A 19,722-nucleotide genomic window follows, 5' to 3' on the forward strand; every position below is an offset into this window, starting at 1 on the left:
TGCCATGTCGAATTGCCCTTAACCCTGACGAGTGCCGCCGGTCTGCTTGAGGAAGTTGGCGAACAGCTCGTGGCCCTGCTCGGAGAGGATCGATTCAGGGTGGAACTGCACCCCCTCGACGTTCAATGTCTTGTGACGCAGGCCCATGATTTCATCAACCGAGCCGTCTTCCAGCTGGGTCCATGCGGTCACTTCCAGACATTCGGGCAGAGTCTCGCGCTTGACCACCAGGGAGTGGTAGCGGGTGACGGTCAGCGGATGTTTCAGACCTTCGAATACGCCTTTGTCTTCGTGGATCAGATCGCTGGTCTTGCCGTGCATCACCTGACGGGCACGTACCACATCGCCGCCGAACGCCTGCCCGATGGATTGATGGCCCAGGCAAACGCCCAGCACCGGCAGCTTGCCGGCGAAGTGTTTGATCACGTCGATGGACACGCCCGCTTCATTCGGGGTGCAGGGGCCCGGGGAGACCACGATGCGCTCGGGATTCAGGGCCTCGATTTCGGCAACGGTCATTTCGTCGTTACGGATCACTTTAACGTCGGCGCCCAGTTCGCCCAGGTATTGCACGACGTTATAGGTAAAAGAGTCGTAGTTATCGATCATCAGCAGCATTTTGCGCTTAACCTTTTGAACTGACTTCAAGGGTGGCCTTCCGTTTTCAATACCCGCAGTTGTGCACAGGTGAGTCGCGGGCGCTTGTCCGGCGAAACGGCACTAAACCGAGGTACAGAAGGCATATCAATACAGGTCCGGCAAGGCCGGCAGGGAAATAGTCAGGCGCGCCAACGCCAACGGGCGTGAGCCTTGATAACACGCATCAAGAAGCTGCTGACAATCGACACAGGAAAGGTCTCGTTCATACGTTGCCGCACAGTAGCGTACCGCCGCATGTGGCGCAATATCGTAGTGCCCGGGTGGCAGGTCCTGAACGCTTTTTGGCGGCATTTCGAGGTTGGCAAGAGGCAGATGCAAACCTCGACGCCAACACAGAATGGCGCATCCAACTGACCCAAGGCAAGTCATCCTGTATCGAGGCTGCTACCTTCTGGTACAGCACCACACAATAAGAAGGGACCTCTCGATGCTGAAAACCACTCTGCGCTGGCCTTTTGCTGCCTGCCTGCTCTCCCTCGCCTGCTCCTCGGCAGTCGCGGCCTCCTCCCCTTACTCCACGATGATCGTCTTTGGTGACAGCCTCGCCGACGCCGGACAATTCCCCGATGCCGGTGGACCTGCGGGTTCTACGTTGCGCTTCACCAATCGCACCGGGCCGACGTTCAAAGACGGCAGCGGCGAAGCCTTTGGTTTGAATTCTTCAACGTTGCTCGGCGGGATGCTGGGGGTTGCGCCAGGCGATTTGCAGGCCTCGACCTCGCCTGTCCGTACGGCGCAGGGGTTGCCCGATGGCAATAACTGGGCAGTCGGCGGCGACCGGACGGACCAGATCCTCGCGGCCATCACCACACAGTCGCAAGTGGCGAACACGGACACGTCGACCGGCGTGACCACGGTGTTCCGCACCCGGCCGGGCTATCTGGTGGAGAACAATTTCCGCGCCGACCCTAACGCGCTGTATTACCTGACGGGAGGGGGGAATGACTTTTTGCAGGGACGCGTCATCAGCCCGGCTCAAGCGGTGAACGCCGCCAACAATCTGGCCGACAGCGCGCAAGTGCTCTCACAGGCCGGAGCGCGTTACATCATGGTCTGGCTGCTGCCCGACATTGGTCAAACGCCCGCCGTGTCCGGGACCTTTCTGCAAGGTCCCTCGACCTTGCTCAGCGGCGTGTTCAATCAGCAGTTGGTCAGCCGTCTGGGGCAGATCAACGCCGAAGTAATCCCGCTGAACGTTCCGGGGTTGGTGCGAGAGGTGCTCGACAATCCCGCCCAATTCGGCTTGGCAGCGGACCAGAATCTGGTGGGCACTTGTTTCAGCGGTAACGGCTGCCGCGCCAACAGCGTTTACGGCATCAACGGCACTTCGCCCGACCCGACCAAGTTGCTGTTCAACGATGGCGTGCACCCGACTGTCGCGGGCCAGCGTCTGATTGCCGACTACGGTTACTCGATTCTGTCAGCGCCGTGGGAAATCACCCTGTTGCCGGAAATGGCCAACGGCACGTTGCGCGCGCAGCAGGATGAACTGCGCAGTCAATGGCTGGCGGATTGGGGGAACTGGCAGAACGTCGGGGACTGGCGCGCCATCGTCGCCGGGGGCGGTCAGAAACTGGACTTCGACGCACAAAGCAATTCCGCCAGCGGCGACGGTCACGGCTACAACCTCACCGTCGGCGGCAGCTACCGGTTTGCCGAGGACTGGCGCGCAGGGCTGGTTGCCGGGGCCTATCGGCAAACGCTTGAAGCCGGACCACGGGATTCGGACTACAAGCTCAACAGCTACATCGCCACGGCTTTCGTGCAGTTTCGGGCGAATCACTGGTGGGCTGACCTGGCAGCATCGGGGGGCAAGCTCGATTACGACAACCTGAAACGCAAGTTCGCGCTGGGCGTCAGCGAAGGCGCAGAAAAAGGCGACACTGACGGCAATCTGTGGGCACTCAGCGGCCGACTCGGCTACGACCTGGCCGAGCAGAGCAGTCGCTGGCATGTTTCGCCGTTCATCAGCGCCGATTACTCCCGCGTCGAAATTGACGGCTACTCGGAGAACAGCACGCGCGCCACCGCGCTCAACTATGACGATCAAACCCGCCGATCCAAGCGCCTGGGCGTGGGCCTGCAAGGCAAGTTCGATGTCACGCCGCAGACCCAACTCTTCGGCGAAATGGCCCACGAACGGGAGTTCGATACGGATCAGCAAGACGTGACCATCGCTCTGAACAGCGTGCCGGGGGTGGACTTCAATCTGCAGGGGTATGAGCCCCAGCGCAGCTCGAACCGGGCGAGTGTGGGGTTGAGTCAGCGATTAGCGCCTGATCTGACGCTGAGAGCGGGGTACAACTGGCGCAAGAATGATGACGTGACGCAGCAAGGGCTGAATCTGGCGTTGAGCCTGGATTTCTGACTTCGCATTCAACTGTAGGAGCGAATTCATTCGCGATGGTAATACAGCCGCCGCATCTGTGTCGCCCGGCCCATTTCGCGAATAAATTCGCTCCCACAGAAAACCGTGTCCGCCGCACGATTGTGCGGCGACAGGTCGACGATCACGCCTCGGGCGTCTGCTCCGCCAACGCCACGGCGCGGAACATCGCGCGGCGTTTGTTGAGGGTTTCTTCCCATTCCAGCGCTGGCACCGAGTCAGCCACAATGCCGCCGCCAGCCTGAACGTGCAGCTCACCGTTCTTGATCACCGCCGTGCGGATCGCAATCGCGGTGTCCATGTTGCCGTTCCACGCGAAGTAACCCACCGCCCCGCCGTATACGCCACGTTTGACCGGCTCCAGCTCGTCGATGATTTCCATCGCGCGGATTTTCGGTGCGCCGGACAGGGTGCCCGCAGGCAAAATCGCCCGCAGCGCGTCCATTGCTGTCAGCCCGCTTTTCAGTTGGCCAGTGACGTTGGACACGATGTGCATCACGTTGGAATAACGCTCGATGACCATCTTCTCGGTCAGCTTCACCGAACCGATTTCCGAGACGCGCCCTGTGTCGTTGCGCCCCAGGTCGATGAGCATCAAGTGCTCGGCGATTTCCTTGTCGTCCGACAGCAGATCGACTTCCAGTGCGTGGTCCGCTTCCTCGGTCGCGCCGCGAGGGCGAGTGCCGGCGATGGGGCGCACGGTGATCAGGTTGTCTTCGACCCGCACCAGCACTTCCGGCGAACTGCCGACGACGTGGAAGTCGCCGAAGTTGAAGAAGTACATGTACGGCGTCGGGTTGAAACTGCGCAGTGCGCGGTACAGATCGATCGGCGCGGCTTTGAAGTCGATGGACATCCGCTGCGACGGCACGACCTGCATGCAGTCGCCCGCCAAGATGTATTCCTTGATGGTGTCGACGGCTTTTTCGTAGTCGCCTTGGGTGAAGCTCGAACGGAAGACCGGGTCTGCGGCTTGCGGACGGGTCAGGTCCAGACCACGACGTGGCGTGATCGGCTGGCGCAGTTTCTCCATCAGCGCTTCCAGACGCGCGAGGCCACCTTCATACGCTTCAGGCTGCGACGGGTCGACCAGCACGATCGCGTGCATCTTGCCCGCGAGGTTGTCGAACACGACGACCGCGTCAGACACCATCAACAGAATGTCCGGCACGCCAATCGGGTCCGGGTTCGGGCTCTTGCCCAGACGCGGCTCGACGTAGCGCACGCAGTCATAACCGAAATACCCCACCAGACCGCCGTTGAAGCGCGGCAGGCCGGGAATGGTCGGCACGTTGTAGCGGGCCTTGAAGGTCTCGACGAACGCCAGTGGGTCTTCGGCTTCCAGACGCTCGATCTCGACGCCATCGTGGGTCACGCTGATGGTGTGCTCATGCACGCGCAACACGGTACGGCACGGCAGGCCGATCATCGAATAACGGCCCCACTTCTCCCCGCCCTGCACGGACTCCAACAGATAGGAATTCGGCTCATCAGCGAGTTTCAGGTAGATCGACAGCGGGGTGTCGAAGTCGGCAATGGTTTCGAGAGCAAGCGGAATGCGGTTGTAGCCTTCAGCGGCCAAGCGCAGGAATTCTTCGCGGGTCATGATCAGCCTCGTGGTCTGAGGGTAAAACGGTCAGGTGTGCAAACGTGCCGGACGTCCGGCCAGATTCAAGTCAGGCGCGCCAACGCCAGCGGGCCAGGGCCTTCATGACTTTCATCCAGAGATTGCGAGTGACCACCACGATGGAGTCTCTAAAGGAGGGGGCTTCAACTGGAGGCAACGTTATCTCAGCCCCCACATCTAAGCAACCGGGAATCAGCTTGCGCAGATCGTCGATCACCAGCGCCGGGGATTCCTCGGCAATCGGCCGGCCATGGTTGTAGCCATAGCTCAACGCCACACACGCAACACCGGCGGCTTTGGCGGCCAGCACATCGTTGCGCGAGTCGCCCACGAACAGCGATTGCGAGCCGGGCACGCCGGCCATTTTCATCACGAAAAACAGCGCAGCGGGATCGGGCTTTTGCTGAGGCAGCGTGTCACCGCCGACGATCCAGCGGAAGAAACGGCCCAGCTTCATGTCGTCCAGCAGCGGCGCGACGAAGCGCTCCGGCTTGTTGGTGATGAGCGCCATCTCCACGCCCTGCTTCTGCAACCATTTCAGGGTTTCGCGCACGCCGGGGTAAACGCGGGTCAGCGAATGGTTGTCGCCGTAGGCGTCCATGAAAATCGCCAGCGCTTCTTCGGTGGAGGCTTCGTCCACCGAAGAATGATCCATGTCATTGGCCAAGGCGCGGCGCACCAATACGCGCACGCCATTGCCGATCCAGTCCCGCACACGTTCGATGCCCGCCGGTGCACGCCCGAGCTGGTTGAGGGTCTTGTCCACAGCTGCGGCCAGGTCCGGCACCGAATCAACCAACGTGCCATCCAGATCAAACATGATCAGTTTGGGCAGGCGACCTGGAAACAGCTGCTCGAAGCCGCTCATGCGCGGGCCAACGCCAGTTCTGCACGCATTTTTTCAATGACTTCTTTGTAGTCGGGCGCATTGAAAATGGCGGAACCCGCCACGAACGTGTCAGCGCCAGCCGCGGCGATGTCACGGATGTTGTTGACGTTGACGCCGCCGTCGATTTCAAGACGGATATCGCGACCGGACGCATCGATCAGCGCGCGGGCTTCGCGCAGTTTGTTGAGGGTGCCGGGGATGAATTTCTGACCGCCAAAGCCCGGGTTGACGCTCATGAGCAGGATCATGTCGACCTTGTCCATGACATATTCGAGCAGGTTCAGCGGGGTCGCCGGGTTGAACACCAGGCCTGATTTGCAGCCGCCTTCGCGGATCAGTTGCAGGGAGCGGTCGATGTGCTGGGTCGCTTCCGGGTGGAAGGTGATGTAGGTCGCACCCGCTTCGACGAAGTCGCCGATGATGCGGTCAACCGGGCTGACCATGAGGTGCACGTCAATCGGCGCAGTGATGCCGTACTTGCGCAACGCCGCGCAAACCATCGGGCCGATGGTCAGGTTAGGGACGTAGTGGTTGTCCATGACGTCGAAGTGAACGATGTCGGCCCCAGCGGCCAGGACATTGTCGACTTCCTGACCCAGACGGGCGAAATCGGCGGAGAGAATCGACGGAGCAATAGCGAAGGGCTGCATGACGCACCTTTTTGAGCGAAATCACGGTGGCGCGCATTGTACTCCAGAGTTTGAAAGGCGGGTTGTGCGGCGGATGAATGCGGTTTTGTGCACAGCTCAGACGTTGCTGGCGAGCGGACTGCTCTGGGTCATGTCGTTCGCAAGGATTCCGGCAAGGCACAGAACACCTGTGGGAGCGAATTCATTCGCGAAGGTGCCGGGGCAGACAATACATTACCGGCGACCGAACTGCTTTTCGCGAATGAATTCACTCCCACAGGGGATGAGGGTCGATCAGTCGATCAACGCTTCTTCCTGAACGCGCTCGGTCTTGGCGGCCGGCTTGCTGTCCACAGCCTTCAGGTCTTTGCTGAACGTCCCGTCCACTTCACCCTTGAAGAAGTTTTTGCCGTAGATCAGTAGGCACAGCACCACGCCGATCCCGAAGGCCCAGCTCGCGCCCTTGATGGCCAGGACTGCGCCAATCACGCCCGCGATCCCAAGGTCACGCTGGCTGCGCGCTTCGAGAATGCCCAGACGCACGCTCACATACCCCTGAATCAGCAACGTCAGCGACAGCGCCACACCCAGAATCGGCTGAACCAGCGTGACGACCGGCAACAGCAGCAAGCCTGTGTTGGTGCCCCAACGGAATGAGCCCACGCCGCCGATGATCGACTGCATCGCCTTTGGCCCGCCTTTGAAACGCTCGATCACCACTACCAGCATCGCCGCCCACTTCGGACCGCACATGGCGACGTCGGGACCAAAAATACTCATGAAGGCGTTGCGCGCACCGAAGATCAGATGAGCGCGGTCCGGGTTGTAGTCGACGATTTCATCGGTGCGGACGGTTTCCGCTTCGTCGAGCAGCGATTTCGCACTCAGTACGTCGCCAAAAACGATGATGTAGACCGCCAGCATCGTCGGCACTGCCGAGATGAACATCGTCAGCGATGGCATGCCCAGACCAAACACCGTGTAGTTGTTCCACAGCCCGGCGAAGTCCGGCTTGCTGATGCCCCATTGAATGGTCGGCCACGGGGCCTCACCGAACAGCGGCGCGATTACGACCGCCAGCAGGATGATCGGCAAGATCCCCAGCTTGGCGAAATTCCACCAAAAGCGGTTGCGCTGTTTCAGCTCGTTGAAGTGCTGGGAGAAGATCAGATAGAACGCGATGCCCACCGCGATGGAGATGGTCCACGGCAGGACGTTGAATTTGCCGCCCACCTGAAACACGGCGATCACGGCACTCAAACCGGCGCCGACGATGATCCCGGACTTGATCGCTGAGGGCACGTATTCCACGACCTTCTTCGCCATGCCCGTCGCGCCGAGCGCTATCGAGAAGACCCCGAGCATCAACTGGAACGCAATCAAGGCATGGACACGCTCCGGGCCCATTGGGAATTGCGCGCAATAGGCCATCAGCAAAGGGACCGCCGGGGTGATCCAGCCGGGAACCGTCGGGTCGCCGAGCAGATGATGCGTGAGATACAGCAGACCGTTGAGCATCACCACCGCCAGCGCCACCTCGAACGGCATGCCGAGTAATTCGGTCATCAGCGGGATGGCAGCCAGGTCGACAGCGCACATCAGCAGACCTTGCAGGTAGTCCGGCATCTCGAATGTGTAGTGAATGAACGGCAAGCGCACCTTGAAGGGGCCGAGCGGGATGTAGGGGCTTTCGCTCCGCGATTGAGGCGTGTTGGACATTGAGTGCACCTGTTTTATTGGTCTTATTTGTGGGTCTTGTGGCGGCAAACGCCCGTGTTGGGAGCAGGGCGCTGTGGCTTTTCGGGATCAATAGGCTGCGCGGTAGATTTTCTCGATGTCGGCAGCGGTCAATTTGCGCGGATTGTTGCGCATGAGGCGGTCGATCTTGCTCGCCTCTTCGGCCATGGCCGGGATGGCATCTTCCGGCACATTGAAGCTGCGCATGCCCGTCGGTATGTCCACGGCGGCGCACAGGTCGGCCATGGCTTTGACGGCCTGATCGGCGGCGTCCTTGTCGCTCAGGTGAGCCACGCGCACGCCCATGGCTTCAGCGATGTCGCGGAAGCGCTCGACGCAGGCCATCTTGTTCCACTCCATCACGTAGGGCAGCAACAATGCATTGCTGACACCGTGGGCGATGTTGTAACGGCCGCCCAACGGGTAGGCCAGCGCATGCACCGCGCCTACGCCTGCGTTACCGAATGCCATCCCGCCCATCAGGCTCGCGGTGGCCATGTCCTCGCGGGCTTGCAGGTTCGAGGGGTTGGCGTAAGCCTTGGGCAGCGCCTTGGCAATCAGCTTGATGGCGCCGAGCGCGATGGCATCGGTGATCGGCGAAGCGTTGACCGACAGGTAGGATTCGACCGCGTGTACCAGCGCATCGACACCGCTCGCGGCGGTCACGCTGCGCGGGCAGGTCAGGGTCATGACCGGGCTGACCAGCGCGACGTCCGGCAGCAGGTAATCGCTGACGATGCCTTTTTTGAGTTGCGCTTCTTTATCGGAAAAAATCGCGACGTTGGTCACTTCCGAACCGGTCCCGGCGGTGGTCGGAATCGCAATCAGCGCAGGGCCTTTGCGTTTCACCAGATCGACGCCGAACAGCTCGGCCAGCGGCCCTTCGTGACCGGCAAACGCGGCGACCCCTTTGGCGATGTCGATGGCGCTGCCGCCACCCAGACCGATCAGGCCGTCGTGCCCACCTTCGCGATAAGCGCGGGTGCAGTCCTCGACGATTGAGATTTCCGGCTCGGGTTTGACCTGATCGAAGATGCCGTAACGACGGCCACCCAATTGCGCCAGCGCGAGGTCAACGGTACCGGACTTCACCAGAATGGCGTCAGTGACGATCAGAGGATTGGTGACGTTGAGGCGGGTCAGTTCAGCGGAAAGCTGCTCAATGGCGCCTCGGCCAGTGATCAGTTTGTTGGCAATTTTAAAGGCGCTGATGGTGGAGGCAGAGAGACTCATCGGGGCTCGTCCTGTACGTAGTTTTATTGGAAGACGTGCAGAATGAGATAGCGAAAGCTGTGCCAAACCTCGCAAAGCCTTTGGGTATAAGGGCGGGCGTGACAGGAACGTCGGTAGAAGGGAGTTTGACCGCTCAGTTTTGATCAGTTTTATGATCGAATTGAGACGGTCTGATTGAAATTCTAATCAGACCGCTCCCAACGTTTCATCTTCTGCACCACTGTGGCTTGGCTCACGCCCAGCGCCTTGGCGGCGAGCCGCGTGGTCTTGTGCACCTGCAACGCCGCTCGGATCGCCGAGCGTTCGGCGTTCTCTAGCACCTTGCGCAGCGGCAAGCGGCTGTCGTCGGTGTTTTTCGGGTCGAGGTTGAGAATTTCTTCTGGCAGGTCCAGTGCCTCAATGGTCCCGTTCTGGTTGGTGACCACCAGTCGCTCGACGATGTTGATCAGCTCGCGAATGTTGCCTGGCCAGGCGTACTCGCACATCAGGTCGAGCGCTTCGAGGCTCCACTGTATGTGCCGCTCATAACGCGCATTGAAGCTGCCGAGGTAGTAATGCAGCAGCGGCGGGATTTCTTCGCTGCGCTCCCGGAGCGCAGGAATGCTGATGGGGACCACATTGAGTCGGTAGAACAGGTCGGCGCGAAACGTCCCTTCCGCCACCAACTGTTTGAGGTCGTGATGAGTCGCGCTGATGATGCGCACGTCCACTTCTTTCAGCTCCAGCCCACCGACGGGGATGAAGCGGTTTTCTTCGATGACTTTGAGCAGCTTGACCTGCACGGGCAGCGGCAGGTCGCCAATTTCGTCAAGAAACAGGGTGCCGTGGTGCGCCAGTTCCAGCAGGCCGCGCTTGCCTTTCGGCCCCGCCCCAGTGAATGCGCCGGGGGCATAACCAAAGAGTTCGGCTTCGATCAGGTTCTCGGGCAACGCGCCACAGTTGAGGGCCAGAAAGGGCTCGCTGGCGCGGGGGCTGGCGTTATGAATGAACTGCGCCACAAGGGTCTTGCCGACGCCGGTTTCACCCTGCAGCAGTACCTTCACCGAACTGCCCGCCACTTGCCGGGCGAGCGCGAACACCCGGCCGGACACTTCCTGATCGGCCATCAGTGGCGAGTGCAGCAGGTTGTCCCGTTGACCAGCGTGGAGTTTGGCGGTGCTGTTGCGCAGCTGCTTGAGCTGTTGAAGTTCGTCGCGCTCGTGCTTCATGCGCAGCAGTTCGGTCATGTCGCGAACCGTGCTGACGACATAGGAAATCCGGTGATCGGCATCGAGGATCGGCGTCGCGCTGACGAGGAGCTTCTTGCCTTGGCTCAGGCTCTGCATCACCGACACCGGGCGACCTTCTTGCAAAACGCGCAATGAGGCTGATTGGGAGATAACGCCAGCCTTGACCAGTTCCTGCATCGAACGGCCTACCAGCTCTGCGCCGCTGAGCCCGGTCAAGCGTTCATAGGCGCGATTGACCTTGAGCGTCTTGCCGTCGCCATCGGTGATGTAGACGCCGTCGTGCAGAGCGTTGAGCAGTTCTTCGAAACTGGCGTCGTTGACGTTCACCGAGGAGCTCCATGACGGGGTGAGGAGCGGTGAAGTTTAAACGCTGCGTGGAAGATAGGTGAGGCGACGTCGGTCTTGAGAAACGCGTCTTACCTGTGGGAGCCAGCTAGCCGGTTCCCACAGGGGAAAGCATTTCAACTCAAACCTATCATTCCACCGCCGTACGCAATTTTTCACTGCGCCCACGCAACCATTCCAGCACCAGCAGCAGGATCACCGAGAAACCAATCAGCAGCGTTGCAGCAGCGGCAATGGTCGGGCTGAGGTTTTCACGGATGCCGCTGAACATCTGGCGCGGCAAGGTCGCTTGCTCGGGGCCGGCGAGGAACAGCGTCACCACCACTTCATCGAACGACGTCGCGAAGGCGAACAACGCCCCGGAAATCACGCCCGGCGCAATCAGCGGCAATGTCACGCGGCGAAACGCTGTGACCGGTGAAGCACCCAGGCTGGCGGCAGCACGCACCAAGTTATAGTTAAAGCCTTGCAGCGTGGCCGACACGGTGATGATCACGAACGGCACACCCAACACCGCGTGCACCAAAATCAGCGAGGTGTAGCTGTTGCCCAAACCCAAGGGCGCGAAGAACAGGTAGCTCGCGACGCCCACGATTACCACTGGCACCACCATCGGCGAGATGACCAACGCCATCACCAGCGACTTGCCGGGGAAGTTACTGCGGGTCAGGCCAATCGCCGCCAGCGTGCCGAAGCCCATGGCCAGCAGCGTTGCGGCAGGGGCGACGATCATGCTGTTCTTCAGTGAGCGCATCCACTCTGCGGAGTTGAAGAAATCCTGATACCAGTGCAGCGAGAAGCCTTGCAGCGGGTACACCAGAAAGCTGCCGGAGTTGAACGACAACGGCACGATGACCAGCACCGGCAGCACCAGGAACAGCAGAATCAGACCGCACACAATGCGCAGGGTGTAAAACCAGACCCGTTCTGCGGGCGAAGAATAAGGGCTCAACATGGTCATTCTCCTCAGCTCAGGCGCAGACGGCTGGCGCCGACCAGCCAGCTATAAATCAGGTACAGCACGACAGTCGCCAGCAACAGCAAACCGCCCAGCGCCGTCGCCATGCCCCAGTTGATGCTGGTGTTGGTGTAGAACGCCACGAAGTAGCTGACCATTTGATCGTTCGGGCTGCCCAGCAGCGCGGGGGTGATGTAGTAGCCGATGGCGAGGATGAACACCAACAGGCAGCCCGCGCCGACACCGGCGTAGGTTTGCGGGAAGTACACACGCCAGAAGCTGGCGAACGGGTTGCAGCCCAGGGAAATCGCCGCACGCATGTAGGTCGGCGAGATGCCTTTCATCACGCTATAAATCGGCAGGATCATGAACGGCAGCATGATGTGAACCATCGAGATGTACACGCCGACGCGGTTGAAGACCAGCTCCAGCGGCTTGTCGATGATGCCCATTGCCATCAGCGCGCCATTGATCAGACCGCTCGACTGCAGCAGTACGATCCACGCGGCGACGCGCACCAGAATCGAGGTCCAGAACGGCAGCAGCACCAGAATCATCAGCAGGTTGCTTTGGCGGGCAGGCAGGTTGGCCAGCAGGTACGCCAAGGGGTACGCGAGCAACAGGCAGATCACGGTGATCACCAGGCCCATCCAGAACGTGCGGGCGAAGATGTCGAGGTAGATCGCTTGATCGGGGGTCGCAGGCGCCACTTCACCGAGGTCATCGATGCGGTGGTCAACGGCCGCCAACAGGTAATAGGGGGTGAAGCTTGAGGTGTTGCGACGGATCGCCTGCCAGTACGCGGGGTCTCCCCAACGCTCATCGACGGCTTCCAGCGCTTCTTTATAAGAAGCAGGCTCTTCCTTGAACGGAACGGCGCGGGCAGTTTTCGCGAGTAGGCTGCGGTATCCGGCGAGTTCCTGGTTCAGGCGCTTGGACAGGTCGCCCAAGGTCTGATTTTTGCGGGCGTCGGCCAGGTCTTGGCTGAGCGCCTTGTACGCCGATTCCGAGGGCAGGCCTTTGCCGTCCCATTTGGCGACTTCGGTGACGGTGAGCGGCATGCCGCCGACCACTTCCGGGTTGTTCACGCTCTTGTAGAGCAGCGCCGCGATCGGCACGAGAAACACGAGCAGCAGGAAAATCACCAATGGCGCGATCAGTGCCTGAGCCTTCCAGCGGTTGACGCGCTCGGCACGGGCCAGGCGTTGCTTCAAGGTCGGGCTGGCGCCTTCAGTCAGGGGCACGGCGGTGGCCATAGTGAACTCCAAAATCTTTCAACGATGGGTGCGTTTTCTTCCCGCAACGGGAAAGAAAACGCACCTGGTTTAACGTGACGCGTGACGCTTACTTGGCAGCCCAAGAGTTGAAGCGCTGCTCCAGGTTCTCGCCATAGTCAGCCCAGAATTTCACGTCGATCTGCACCTGATCCTTGATGTTCTCAGGAGTGGTCGGCATGTTTTTCAGGGTGTCGGCGCTCAGCAGCGAAACCGCTTGAGTGTTGGCCGGACCGTAGGCGATGTTCTCGGAGTAAGTCTTTTGCTGCTCTGGCTTGAGGGTGTAAGCGAGGAATTTCTTCGCCTCTTCGGCGTTTTTGGCGCCCTTCGGAATGGCCCATGCGTCGAAGTCATACACGCCGCCCGTCCAGACCACTTTCAGGTTGCTTTCCTTTTGCACGGCCGCGATACGACCGTTGTAGGCCGAGCTCATCACGACGTCGCCAGACTGGAGATACTGCGGCGGCTGAGCACCCGCTTCCCACCACTGGATGCTTGGCTTGAGCTTGTCGAGCATCTTGAAGGCGCGGTCCTGGCCGTCTTTAGTGGCCAGCACTTTGTAGACGTCTTTCGGCGCAACGCCGTCAGCCATCAGTGCGAATTCAAGGGTGTATTTGGCGCCTTTACGCAGGCCACGCTTGCCTGGGAATTTCTCGGTGTTCCAGAAATCGGTCCAACCGGTCGGCGCGGTTTTCAGCTTGTCGGCGTTGTAGGCCAGCACGGTCGACCACACGAAGAAGCCCACGCCGCAGGTCTGGATGGCGCCCGGCACGTAGTCTTCTTTCTTGCCCAGAATGGCGGGGTCGATTTCTTCGAACATGTCTTCGTCGCAGCCACGGGACAGTTCCGGGGATTCCACTTCCACCAGATCCCAGGTCACGCTCTTGGTGTCGACCATCGCTTTGACCTTGGCCATCTCACCGTTGTACTCGCCCGCAATGATCTTGCCGCTGCCGGTCTTTTCCCACGGCGCGTAGAAGGCCTTTTCCTGAGCCGCCTTGTTCGCGCCACCGAAGGAAATGACAGTCAGATCAGCTGCCATGGCTTGCGCCGCGCACATCATGCCGACCGATAAGGCGGTGAGCTTCAATGTCTTTAGCATTTATTTTTCTCTCCACGAACAAATGTTGGTTAAGCAATGGGGCGATCGATTCGCCTCTGGGTGCCTCGATTTACGCGTACCGCGGGTGAATCAATGCGCGTCCTGCAACGGGTCCAGCGCGCGAGCGTGCTCGACCTGCCATCCAATGGGCACAACGTCGCCAACGCTCATGGCCGGGTCCAGCTCGGCAATGGGCTGTTTGACGAAGAAATCGGTTTTGCCTGCCACTTCCAGACGCACACGCACGTGGTCGCCCAGATAGATGAATTCAGCGACGCGGCCAGAGAAACGGTTCACGCAGCTTTCGCTGCGGCCATTGAGGTTCACGCGTTCAGGGCGGATCGACAGGGTGACCGGGCTGCCTGCCGGGCCAACGTTGATCGCCAGTGCCTCGACCTTCTCGCCTCGGGAAAGCGCCACGAGGCAGCGGTCGCCGGTCTGGCTAAGCAAGGTGCCGTTGATGCGATTGTTCTCGCCGATGAAGTTGGCCACGAAGGTGTTCTTCGGCTCCTCGTAGAGAGCGCGCGGCGGAGCGATCTGCTGGATTTCGCCCTGGTGGAAGACAGCGACGCGGTCCGACATGGTCAGCGCTTCGCCCTGGTCGTGGGTCACGTAGACCACGGTTACGCCCAGGCGCTGGTGCAGGTGTTTGATCTCCATCTGCATGTGTTCACGCAGCTGCTTGTCGAGGGCGCCCAGCGGTTCGTCCATCAGTACCAGTTGTGGCTCGAACACCAGTGCGCGGGCCAGCGCCACACGTTGTTGCTGACCACCGGACATTTGCGCCGGATACCGATGAGACAGCGCGCCGAGCTGAACCATGTCCAGCGCCTTCTTCACTTTCTCGGCGACGTCGGTCTTGCTCATGCCACGTACCGACAGTGGAAACGCGAGGTTCTCGGCCACCGTCATGTGCGGGAACAGCGCGTAGTTCTGGAACACCATGCCGATGTCGCGTTTGTGCGGCGGCACGTTATTGATCGAACGACCGGCCAGCAGGATCTCGCCCGCCGTCGGCGTTTCGAAACCGGCGAGCATCATCAGGCTGGTGGTCTTCCCGGAACCGGACGGCCCGAGCAGGGTGAGGAACTCGCCTTTGCGAATGTCCAGGTTGAGGTCTTTGACGATCAGGGCTTCGCCGTCGTAGCTCTTTTGCACACCACGAAAGCTGACCAGAACATCACTTGCCCCAGCGCTTGAATCGACGTTGCTCATTACCCACACCTTTGTTTAATCAACCGTGTGGACAAGCCTAGATGAGGCTACAGACCACGCAAATCGGGGCGCAGGAGAGATTGAGCTAGGCGGGATGGAAGGTTGGTTGTAGGGATTGCCCTACACGGATGGCGGGGATAGATATGTGGCTTTGGGGGATATTTCTAAAAGGCTCGTAGGACTGATTACATCACTGGATCGGACACCGCACCTGTGGGACCGAATTCATTCGGGATGAGGGGTTTTCAGGCGCTGCATTCGTATCATCCGAACCACCGCCTCGCGAATGAGTTCGCTTCCACGGGGCGATCCGGCGTTGGCCCACAGGTCGTTTTCAGACCAGCTTATGCTCCATCGCATACTTCACCAGCTCGGCCAGCGACGTGATATTGAGCTTCTGCATCAACCTCGCTTTGTGGGTGCTGATGGTCTTGCTGCTCAGCGCCAGTTGGTGGGCGATGTCGTTGACGTTGGCGCCTTGGGCCAGACGTTCGAACACCGAAAACTCACGCTCAGACAGCAGTGAATGCAGCGGCCGACTGTCGGTCAGGCCCACCTCGAACACCATTCGGTCGGCCAGGTCCGGGTCGATATAACGCCCGCCCGACGCCACCCGTCGGATCGCCGTCAGCAGCAGCGCCGGGTCGCTGTCCTTGGTCGCGTATCCCGCCGCGCCGATCTTCAACGCACGTGCCGCCATTTGCGCTTCATCGTGCATCGACAGCACCAGAATCGCGGGCGGGTTGTTCAGTGCGCGAATCCTCGGAATCGCTTCCAGACCGTTCACCCCCGGCATCGAAATGTCGAGCAGCACGACTTCACACTCGATGTGGCGCAGGGCCTCCAGCAACTGTTCGCCATTGCTGGCCTCCCCCGCCACTTGCAGGTCCTTGGCCAGACCAATCAACTGCTTGATGCCCTCGCGGACGATGGTGTGGTCCTCGGCAACCAATACACGAATCACTGCACTTGCTCCTGCGCAACCTGTTCCAGCGGAATGTGGATACGCAAGGTTGTGCCTTCTCCCAACGTGCTGTCCAGATGCAATCGTCCGCCCATGATCAGCACCCGCTCGCGCATGCCCACCAGGCCGAACGACGCCGGGCGATCTTCAAGCTGATCGAAACCCTTGCCATCGTCGGCAATCGTCATGCACAACACGCCATCGCTCAGGCTCAGATTCAGCTCGACCGTGTGCGCTTCGGCGTGGCGCATGACGTTGGTCAGCGACTCCTGAAGAATCCGGAACAGGCCAATGGCCGTGGCGTCCGGCAGCGTCGGCAGGTTGTCTGGCACTTCGACCAGACACGGAATCTGCGTGCGTGCTTCGAACCGCCGTGCCTGCCATTCGATGGCCGACGCAATGCCCGCATCGAGGATCGGAGGCCGCAGCGCGGTGGCCACGTCGCGCACCAGTTGGAAGAGCTGGGCGATCAGGCGCTTCATGCTGTTCAGCCGGTCGCGCAGGCCCGGATCGAGATCGGCGTAGGCCAATTCGCACATCGACGTCTCCAGCTTCAGCACGGTCAACATCTGACCCAGCTCGTCGTGAACTTCCCTGGCGATGCGAGCCTTTTCCTCCTCTCTCACCGTTTCCAGATGCGCCGACAGCTCGCGCAACTGCTCAGCCAGCACCTGCAATCGCGACTCGCTTTCCTGCAAAGCAGCAAGGGAACGGCGGCGTTCGGTGACGTCGGTGATGAACACCACGAGGTATTCGGCGTCGCGAAAACGCAGAAAACTCAGGGACACGTCAGCGGGCAAGATGCTGCCGTCGGCGCGCACGCAATTGCTTTCGAAGTTCTGCGGGCCTTCGTCGCTGGAGCGTGCGTTTTTCCAGAGATTCAGCCAGCGGTCCATGTTCAGTCCCGGCTCGAAGTCGATCAACGGACGGTCAACCACCCCGCCTCGCGCGTAACCCAACATGGCTTCGGCGGCCTGATTGGCATATCGCACGTGGCTGTCCCAGTTCACCCAGAGAATGCCGACGGTGCTTTGGTCGATGGAAAACTGCGCCAGGCGCAAGGCCTCCTCGCTGGCCAGACGCTTGGTGATGTCCTCTCGGGCGGCCAGTAAATCCCGCTCCAGAACCCGCTGCTGCTTACGCTGCCATATCACGACCGCCGCACTGGCCAGCAACAGGATCAATAACAGCAGCGCGATGTTTTTCCACAGGCCGGGAGACTGGCTGACTTGCGGGTATTTGGGCTGCAGCCATTGGGCGTGTAGCTGGTCCAGGTCTTTGGGCGCGATCACATTCAACGCCTTGCTGATGATGTCCGCCAATTCCGGCGCATCTCGCCGTGACGCCACGCGCAGCAATTGGGGGTAACCGATGTCGCCGACCACAGCCAACCCGGCGAACTCACTTTCCCGCGACAGGCGACTCAGCTGCGCTTCATCGACCACCGCGTAACGCGCCTGCTGACTGAGTAACAGTTGCAAGGCTTGGCGTTCGAGCGGCACGCCTTGCACGTTGAGGTGGGTGTAGTTGGCGCGCAGATAATCGGCCGTGGCGCTGGGCATGCGCACAGCCACGCGTACGTTGCTGTCGAGCTTCTCCAAATCCACGGCGCCGGAGCCATCGCGTTCGCCGACCACCAGCTGTGGAACGCGCATGTACGGGTCGGAATACAGCCACATGCGCAGCCCGGCGGGCGTTTGCGTAAGGCCGGGCGCGAAGTCGATCTCGCCCTTGCTCAAGGCTTTTTCAAGCTCGGCCTGATCGGAAAAGTTGCGCCACAGCAGCTCGACTTGCAGGGTCCTGGCCATGAGATTGACCAGATCCACGTTGGCGCCGGACAAGACCTGGGCGCGTCGGTCGAATTGCGCGTACGGCGCCTGCAACACAAGACCGACGCGTAATTGTCCACGCTGATTGAGCCAGTCGCGCTGATTGCGGGTCAGGGTGTCCGGCGGCGCAGTGGGAACCCCGGCCAGCACGCTCGATGACAGCACGCCGAGCAGCAAACACATCAAGAGTGCCCTCGGACCGCCGATAACCCAAAGGCACCGCATGCGGATTCTCAACCTGTCATCTCCACGTCCCTGAATCCTCGATCAATCGTGTGCGCCGCTCTGATCTCAGGCGCTATACCCGGCCTGACAAACCGTCATCAACCCATTAGGCTGCTGGAATTGTTTCCGGCCTTTGGAATATCCGATGCCCTACACCCTTCGCGCAATGTTTCCCGCGATTTGCCTGACGCTGATATTACCTTGCTATCCGATGGCAATGGCGGCGGACCCCGCTCCCGCAAAAGACGCCAAACCCACTGAAGCCCCAGTCGAGCGCGCCTCGCTTCCCTCCCGAAGCCAGGAAGACACGCTGGCTTTGGAACGCCAGGTGCCCAAGGCTGAGCAGCAGCAATTGCAGGCCGGAGAGCAAAACTTCTTGGCCTTGTGGAAACCCGCCAACGCAGACGAAGCCAAGGGCGCGGTGGTGATCGTGCCGGGCGCCGACGAGTCAGCCGACTGGCCTGACACGGTCGGCCCGCTGCGCCGCAAGCTGCCAGATGTGGGCTGGTCCAGCTTGAGCCTGAGTTTGCCCGATGCGTACATCGACGGCGTCTTCGCACGCACGGCCGATACGCCGACAACAGGTGACAAGCCCGCTGCGGACAAAGACAAGGCAAAAGACGCACCCGCCAAGCCCGCTGATCCTGCCGCCAGCGCCGAAGCCGAGGCCGCCGCTGCCGCCGAACAAGCGGCGGCTCAGGCAGAAATCGCCAAAGCCAATGCCGATAAAATCTTCGCCCGTATCGACAGCGCCATCGCGTTCGCGCAACAAAACAAAGCGCACAGCATCGTGCTCCTGGGTCACGGCACCGGGGCGTACTGGGCAGCTCGATACATGAGCGAGCGCCCTTCGCCTGCGATTCAAAAGCTGGTGATGATCACCGCCGTCGACACCGGAACCGACACGCCTTCATTGCTGGAAGTGTTGCCGACCCTCAAAGTCGCCACCGCAGACTTTGTCAGCAAGGACCGTCCCGTACCCCGGCAACAGGCTCAAGACCGGCTCAACGCCAGCAAGCGCGTGAAAAACGCGCGTTTCACTCAGGTGACGCTGAACGCTATTCCGGGCCACGCGGCGATGGAACAGGAACAACTGTTTCGTCGGGTTCGTGGGTGGCTGGAGGGGCAGTAGCTAACTTACGACGCTGTTTTGATTCTGGCGGAAAGCTCTCGAGGTGCGAGGTGCTTTTGATTCTGGCCGGAGGCCGTGGGAGTGCCGGGGTGGCGCTCCACCTTGCCTACGATCTGGTGCGCAGCGCCAGCAAACCCGGCTAACGCGTAGTGCCTGACACAACCGAGGCGCCTGATTCTACTGCCGCTGCGCAGCAGATCGCAGGCAAGCCAGCTTGTATGGTAAGACTCGAAGGGGTGGGTGGGACCAAAAGCCAGCTTCTGACTGTTAGCAGCAGTACAGACCGTG

Annotated in this window: 16 protein-coding genes; 3 read left to right on the forward strand and 13 right to left on the reverse strand. The window is 60.6% G+C overall.

Annotated features, from left to right (window positions below):
- Positions 1–18: 18 nt before the first annotated feature.
- A complete protein-coding gene (locus ACIQAL_RS31260) occupies positions 19–618 on the reverse strand; it encodes an aminodeoxychorismate/anthranilate synthase component II (protein WP_401152554.1) in 600 nt (199 codons plus the stop codon).
- Positions 619–803: 185 nt separating this feature from the next.
- On the opposite strand from ACIQAL_RS31260, the gene ACIQAL_RS31265 reads away from it, so the two are divergent.
- Together ACIQAL_RS31265 and estP are read left to right on the forward strand one after the other, a co-directional pair.
- Entirely contained in the window at positions 804–1,073 is a 270-nt protein-coding gene (locus ACIQAL_RS31265) for a hypothetical protein (protein WP_401152520.1), read from the forward strand.
- Between the two features lie 14 nt (positions 1,074–1,087).
- Positions 1,088–3,028 carry an esterase EstP gene (estP, locus tag ACIQAL_RS31270; protein WP_401152523.1) on the forward strand — a complete coding sequence of 647 codons (1,941 nt, stop codon included), beginning with the start codon at positions 1,088–1,090 and terminating at the stop codon, positions 3,026–3,028.
- A 142-nt stretch (positions 3,029–3,170) separates the two neighbouring features.
- Here the strand turns inward: estP and trpE are convergent, their stop codons facing one another.
- The 12 genes from trpE to ACIQAL_RS31330 form a co-directional block, all read right to left on the reverse strand.
- Complete coding sequence (trpE, locus tag ACIQAL_RS31275; protein ID WP_166595581.1) at positions 3,171–4,652, reverse strand: anthranilate synthase component I; 1,482 nt, start codon at positions 4,650–4,652, stop codon at positions 3,171–3,173.
- 70 nt (positions 4,653–4,722) lie between these two features.
- A complete protein-coding gene (locus ACIQAL_RS31280; protein WP_401152526.1) occupies positions 4,723–5,541 on the reverse strand; it encodes a phosphoglycolate phosphatase in 819 nt (272 codons plus the stop codon).
- Positions 5,538–6,212, reverse strand: coding sequence for a ribulose-phosphate 3-epimerase (gene rpe, locus ACIQAL_RS31285; protein ID WP_166595583.1), 675 nt, complete (start codon positions 6,210–6,212; stop codon positions 5,538–5,540). The genes ACIQAL_RS31280 and rpe overlap by 4 nt, the downstream gene beginning before the upstream one ends.
- A gap of 273 nt (positions 6,213–6,485) precedes the next feature.
- Entirely contained in the window at positions 6,486–7,910 is a 1,425-nt protein-coding gene (locus ACIQAL_RS31290; RefSeq protein ID WP_401152530.1) for a hypothetical protein, read from the reverse strand.
- An 87-nt stretch (positions 7,911–7,997) separates the two neighbouring features.
- Positions 7,998–9,161: an iron-containing alcohol dehydrogenase gene (locus ACIQAL_RS31295; protein WP_401152533.1), complete on the reverse strand. Its 1,164-nt coding sequence runs from the start codon at positions 9,159–9,161 to the stop codon at positions 7,998–8,000.
- A 182-nt stretch (positions 9,162–9,343) separates the two neighbouring features.
- Positions 9,344–10,717 (reverse strand): sigma-54 interaction domain-containing protein, encoded by a 1,374-nt coding sequence (locus ACIQAL_RS31300; protein ID WP_401152536.1) that lies wholly within the window; start codon positions 10,715–10,717, stop codon positions 9,344–9,346.
- A gap of 148 nt (positions 10,718–10,865) precedes the next feature.
- Positions 10,866–11,690: an ABC transporter permease gene (locus ACIQAL_RS31305; RefSeq protein WP_401152539.1), complete on the reverse strand. Its 825-nt coding sequence runs from the start codon at positions 11,688–11,690 to the stop codon at positions 10,866–10,868.
- A gap of 11 nt (positions 11,691–11,701) precedes the next feature.
- On the reverse strand, positions 11,702–12,949 hold the full coding sequence (locus ACIQAL_RS31310) for an ABC transporter permease (RefSeq protein WP_166595587.1): 1,248 nt from the start codon (positions 12,947–12,949) through the stop codon (positions 11,702–11,704).
- A gap of 88 nt (positions 12,950–13,037) precedes the next feature.
- On the reverse strand, positions 13,038–14,069 hold the full coding sequence (locus ACIQAL_RS31315) for a polyamine ABC transporter substrate-binding protein (RefSeq protein ID WP_166595588.1): 1,032 nt from the start codon (positions 14,067–14,069) through the stop codon (positions 13,038–13,040).
- A 90-nt stretch (positions 14,070–14,159) separates the two neighbouring features.
- A complete protein-coding gene (locus ACIQAL_RS31320; protein ID WP_401152542.1) occupies positions 14,160–15,284 on the reverse strand; it encodes an ABC transporter ATP-binding protein in 1,125 nt (374 codons plus the stop codon).
- Positions 15,285–15,618: 334 nt separating this feature from the next.
- Positions 15,619–16,248, reverse strand: coding sequence for a response regulator transcription factor (locus ACIQAL_RS31325; protein ID WP_341961556.1), 630 nt, complete (start codon positions 16,246–16,248; stop codon positions 15,619–15,621).
- Entirely contained in the window at positions 16,245–18,302 is a 2,058-nt protein-coding gene (locus tag ACIQAL_RS31330) for a histidine kinase (protein WP_401152545.1), read from the reverse strand. The genes ACIQAL_RS31325 and ACIQAL_RS31330 overlap by 4 nt, the downstream gene beginning before the upstream one ends.
- Before the next feature lie 145 nt (positions 18,303–18,447).
- On the opposite strand from ACIQAL_RS31330, the gene ACIQAL_RS31335 reads away from it, so the two are divergent.
- A complete protein-coding gene (locus ACIQAL_RS31335; protein WP_401152547.1) occupies positions 18,448–19,434 on the forward strand; it encodes an alpha/beta hydrolase family protein in 987 nt (328 codons plus the stop codon).
- The last annotated feature ends 288 nt before the right edge of the window (positions 19,435–19,722 follow it).

It is taken from the genome of Pseudomonas sp. NPDC088368 (genome assembly GCF_044753445.1).
Taxonomy (GTDB): Bacteria; Pseudomonadota; Gammaproteobacteria; order Pseudomonadales; family Pseudomonadaceae; genus Aquipseudomonas; species Aquipseudomonas bambusae.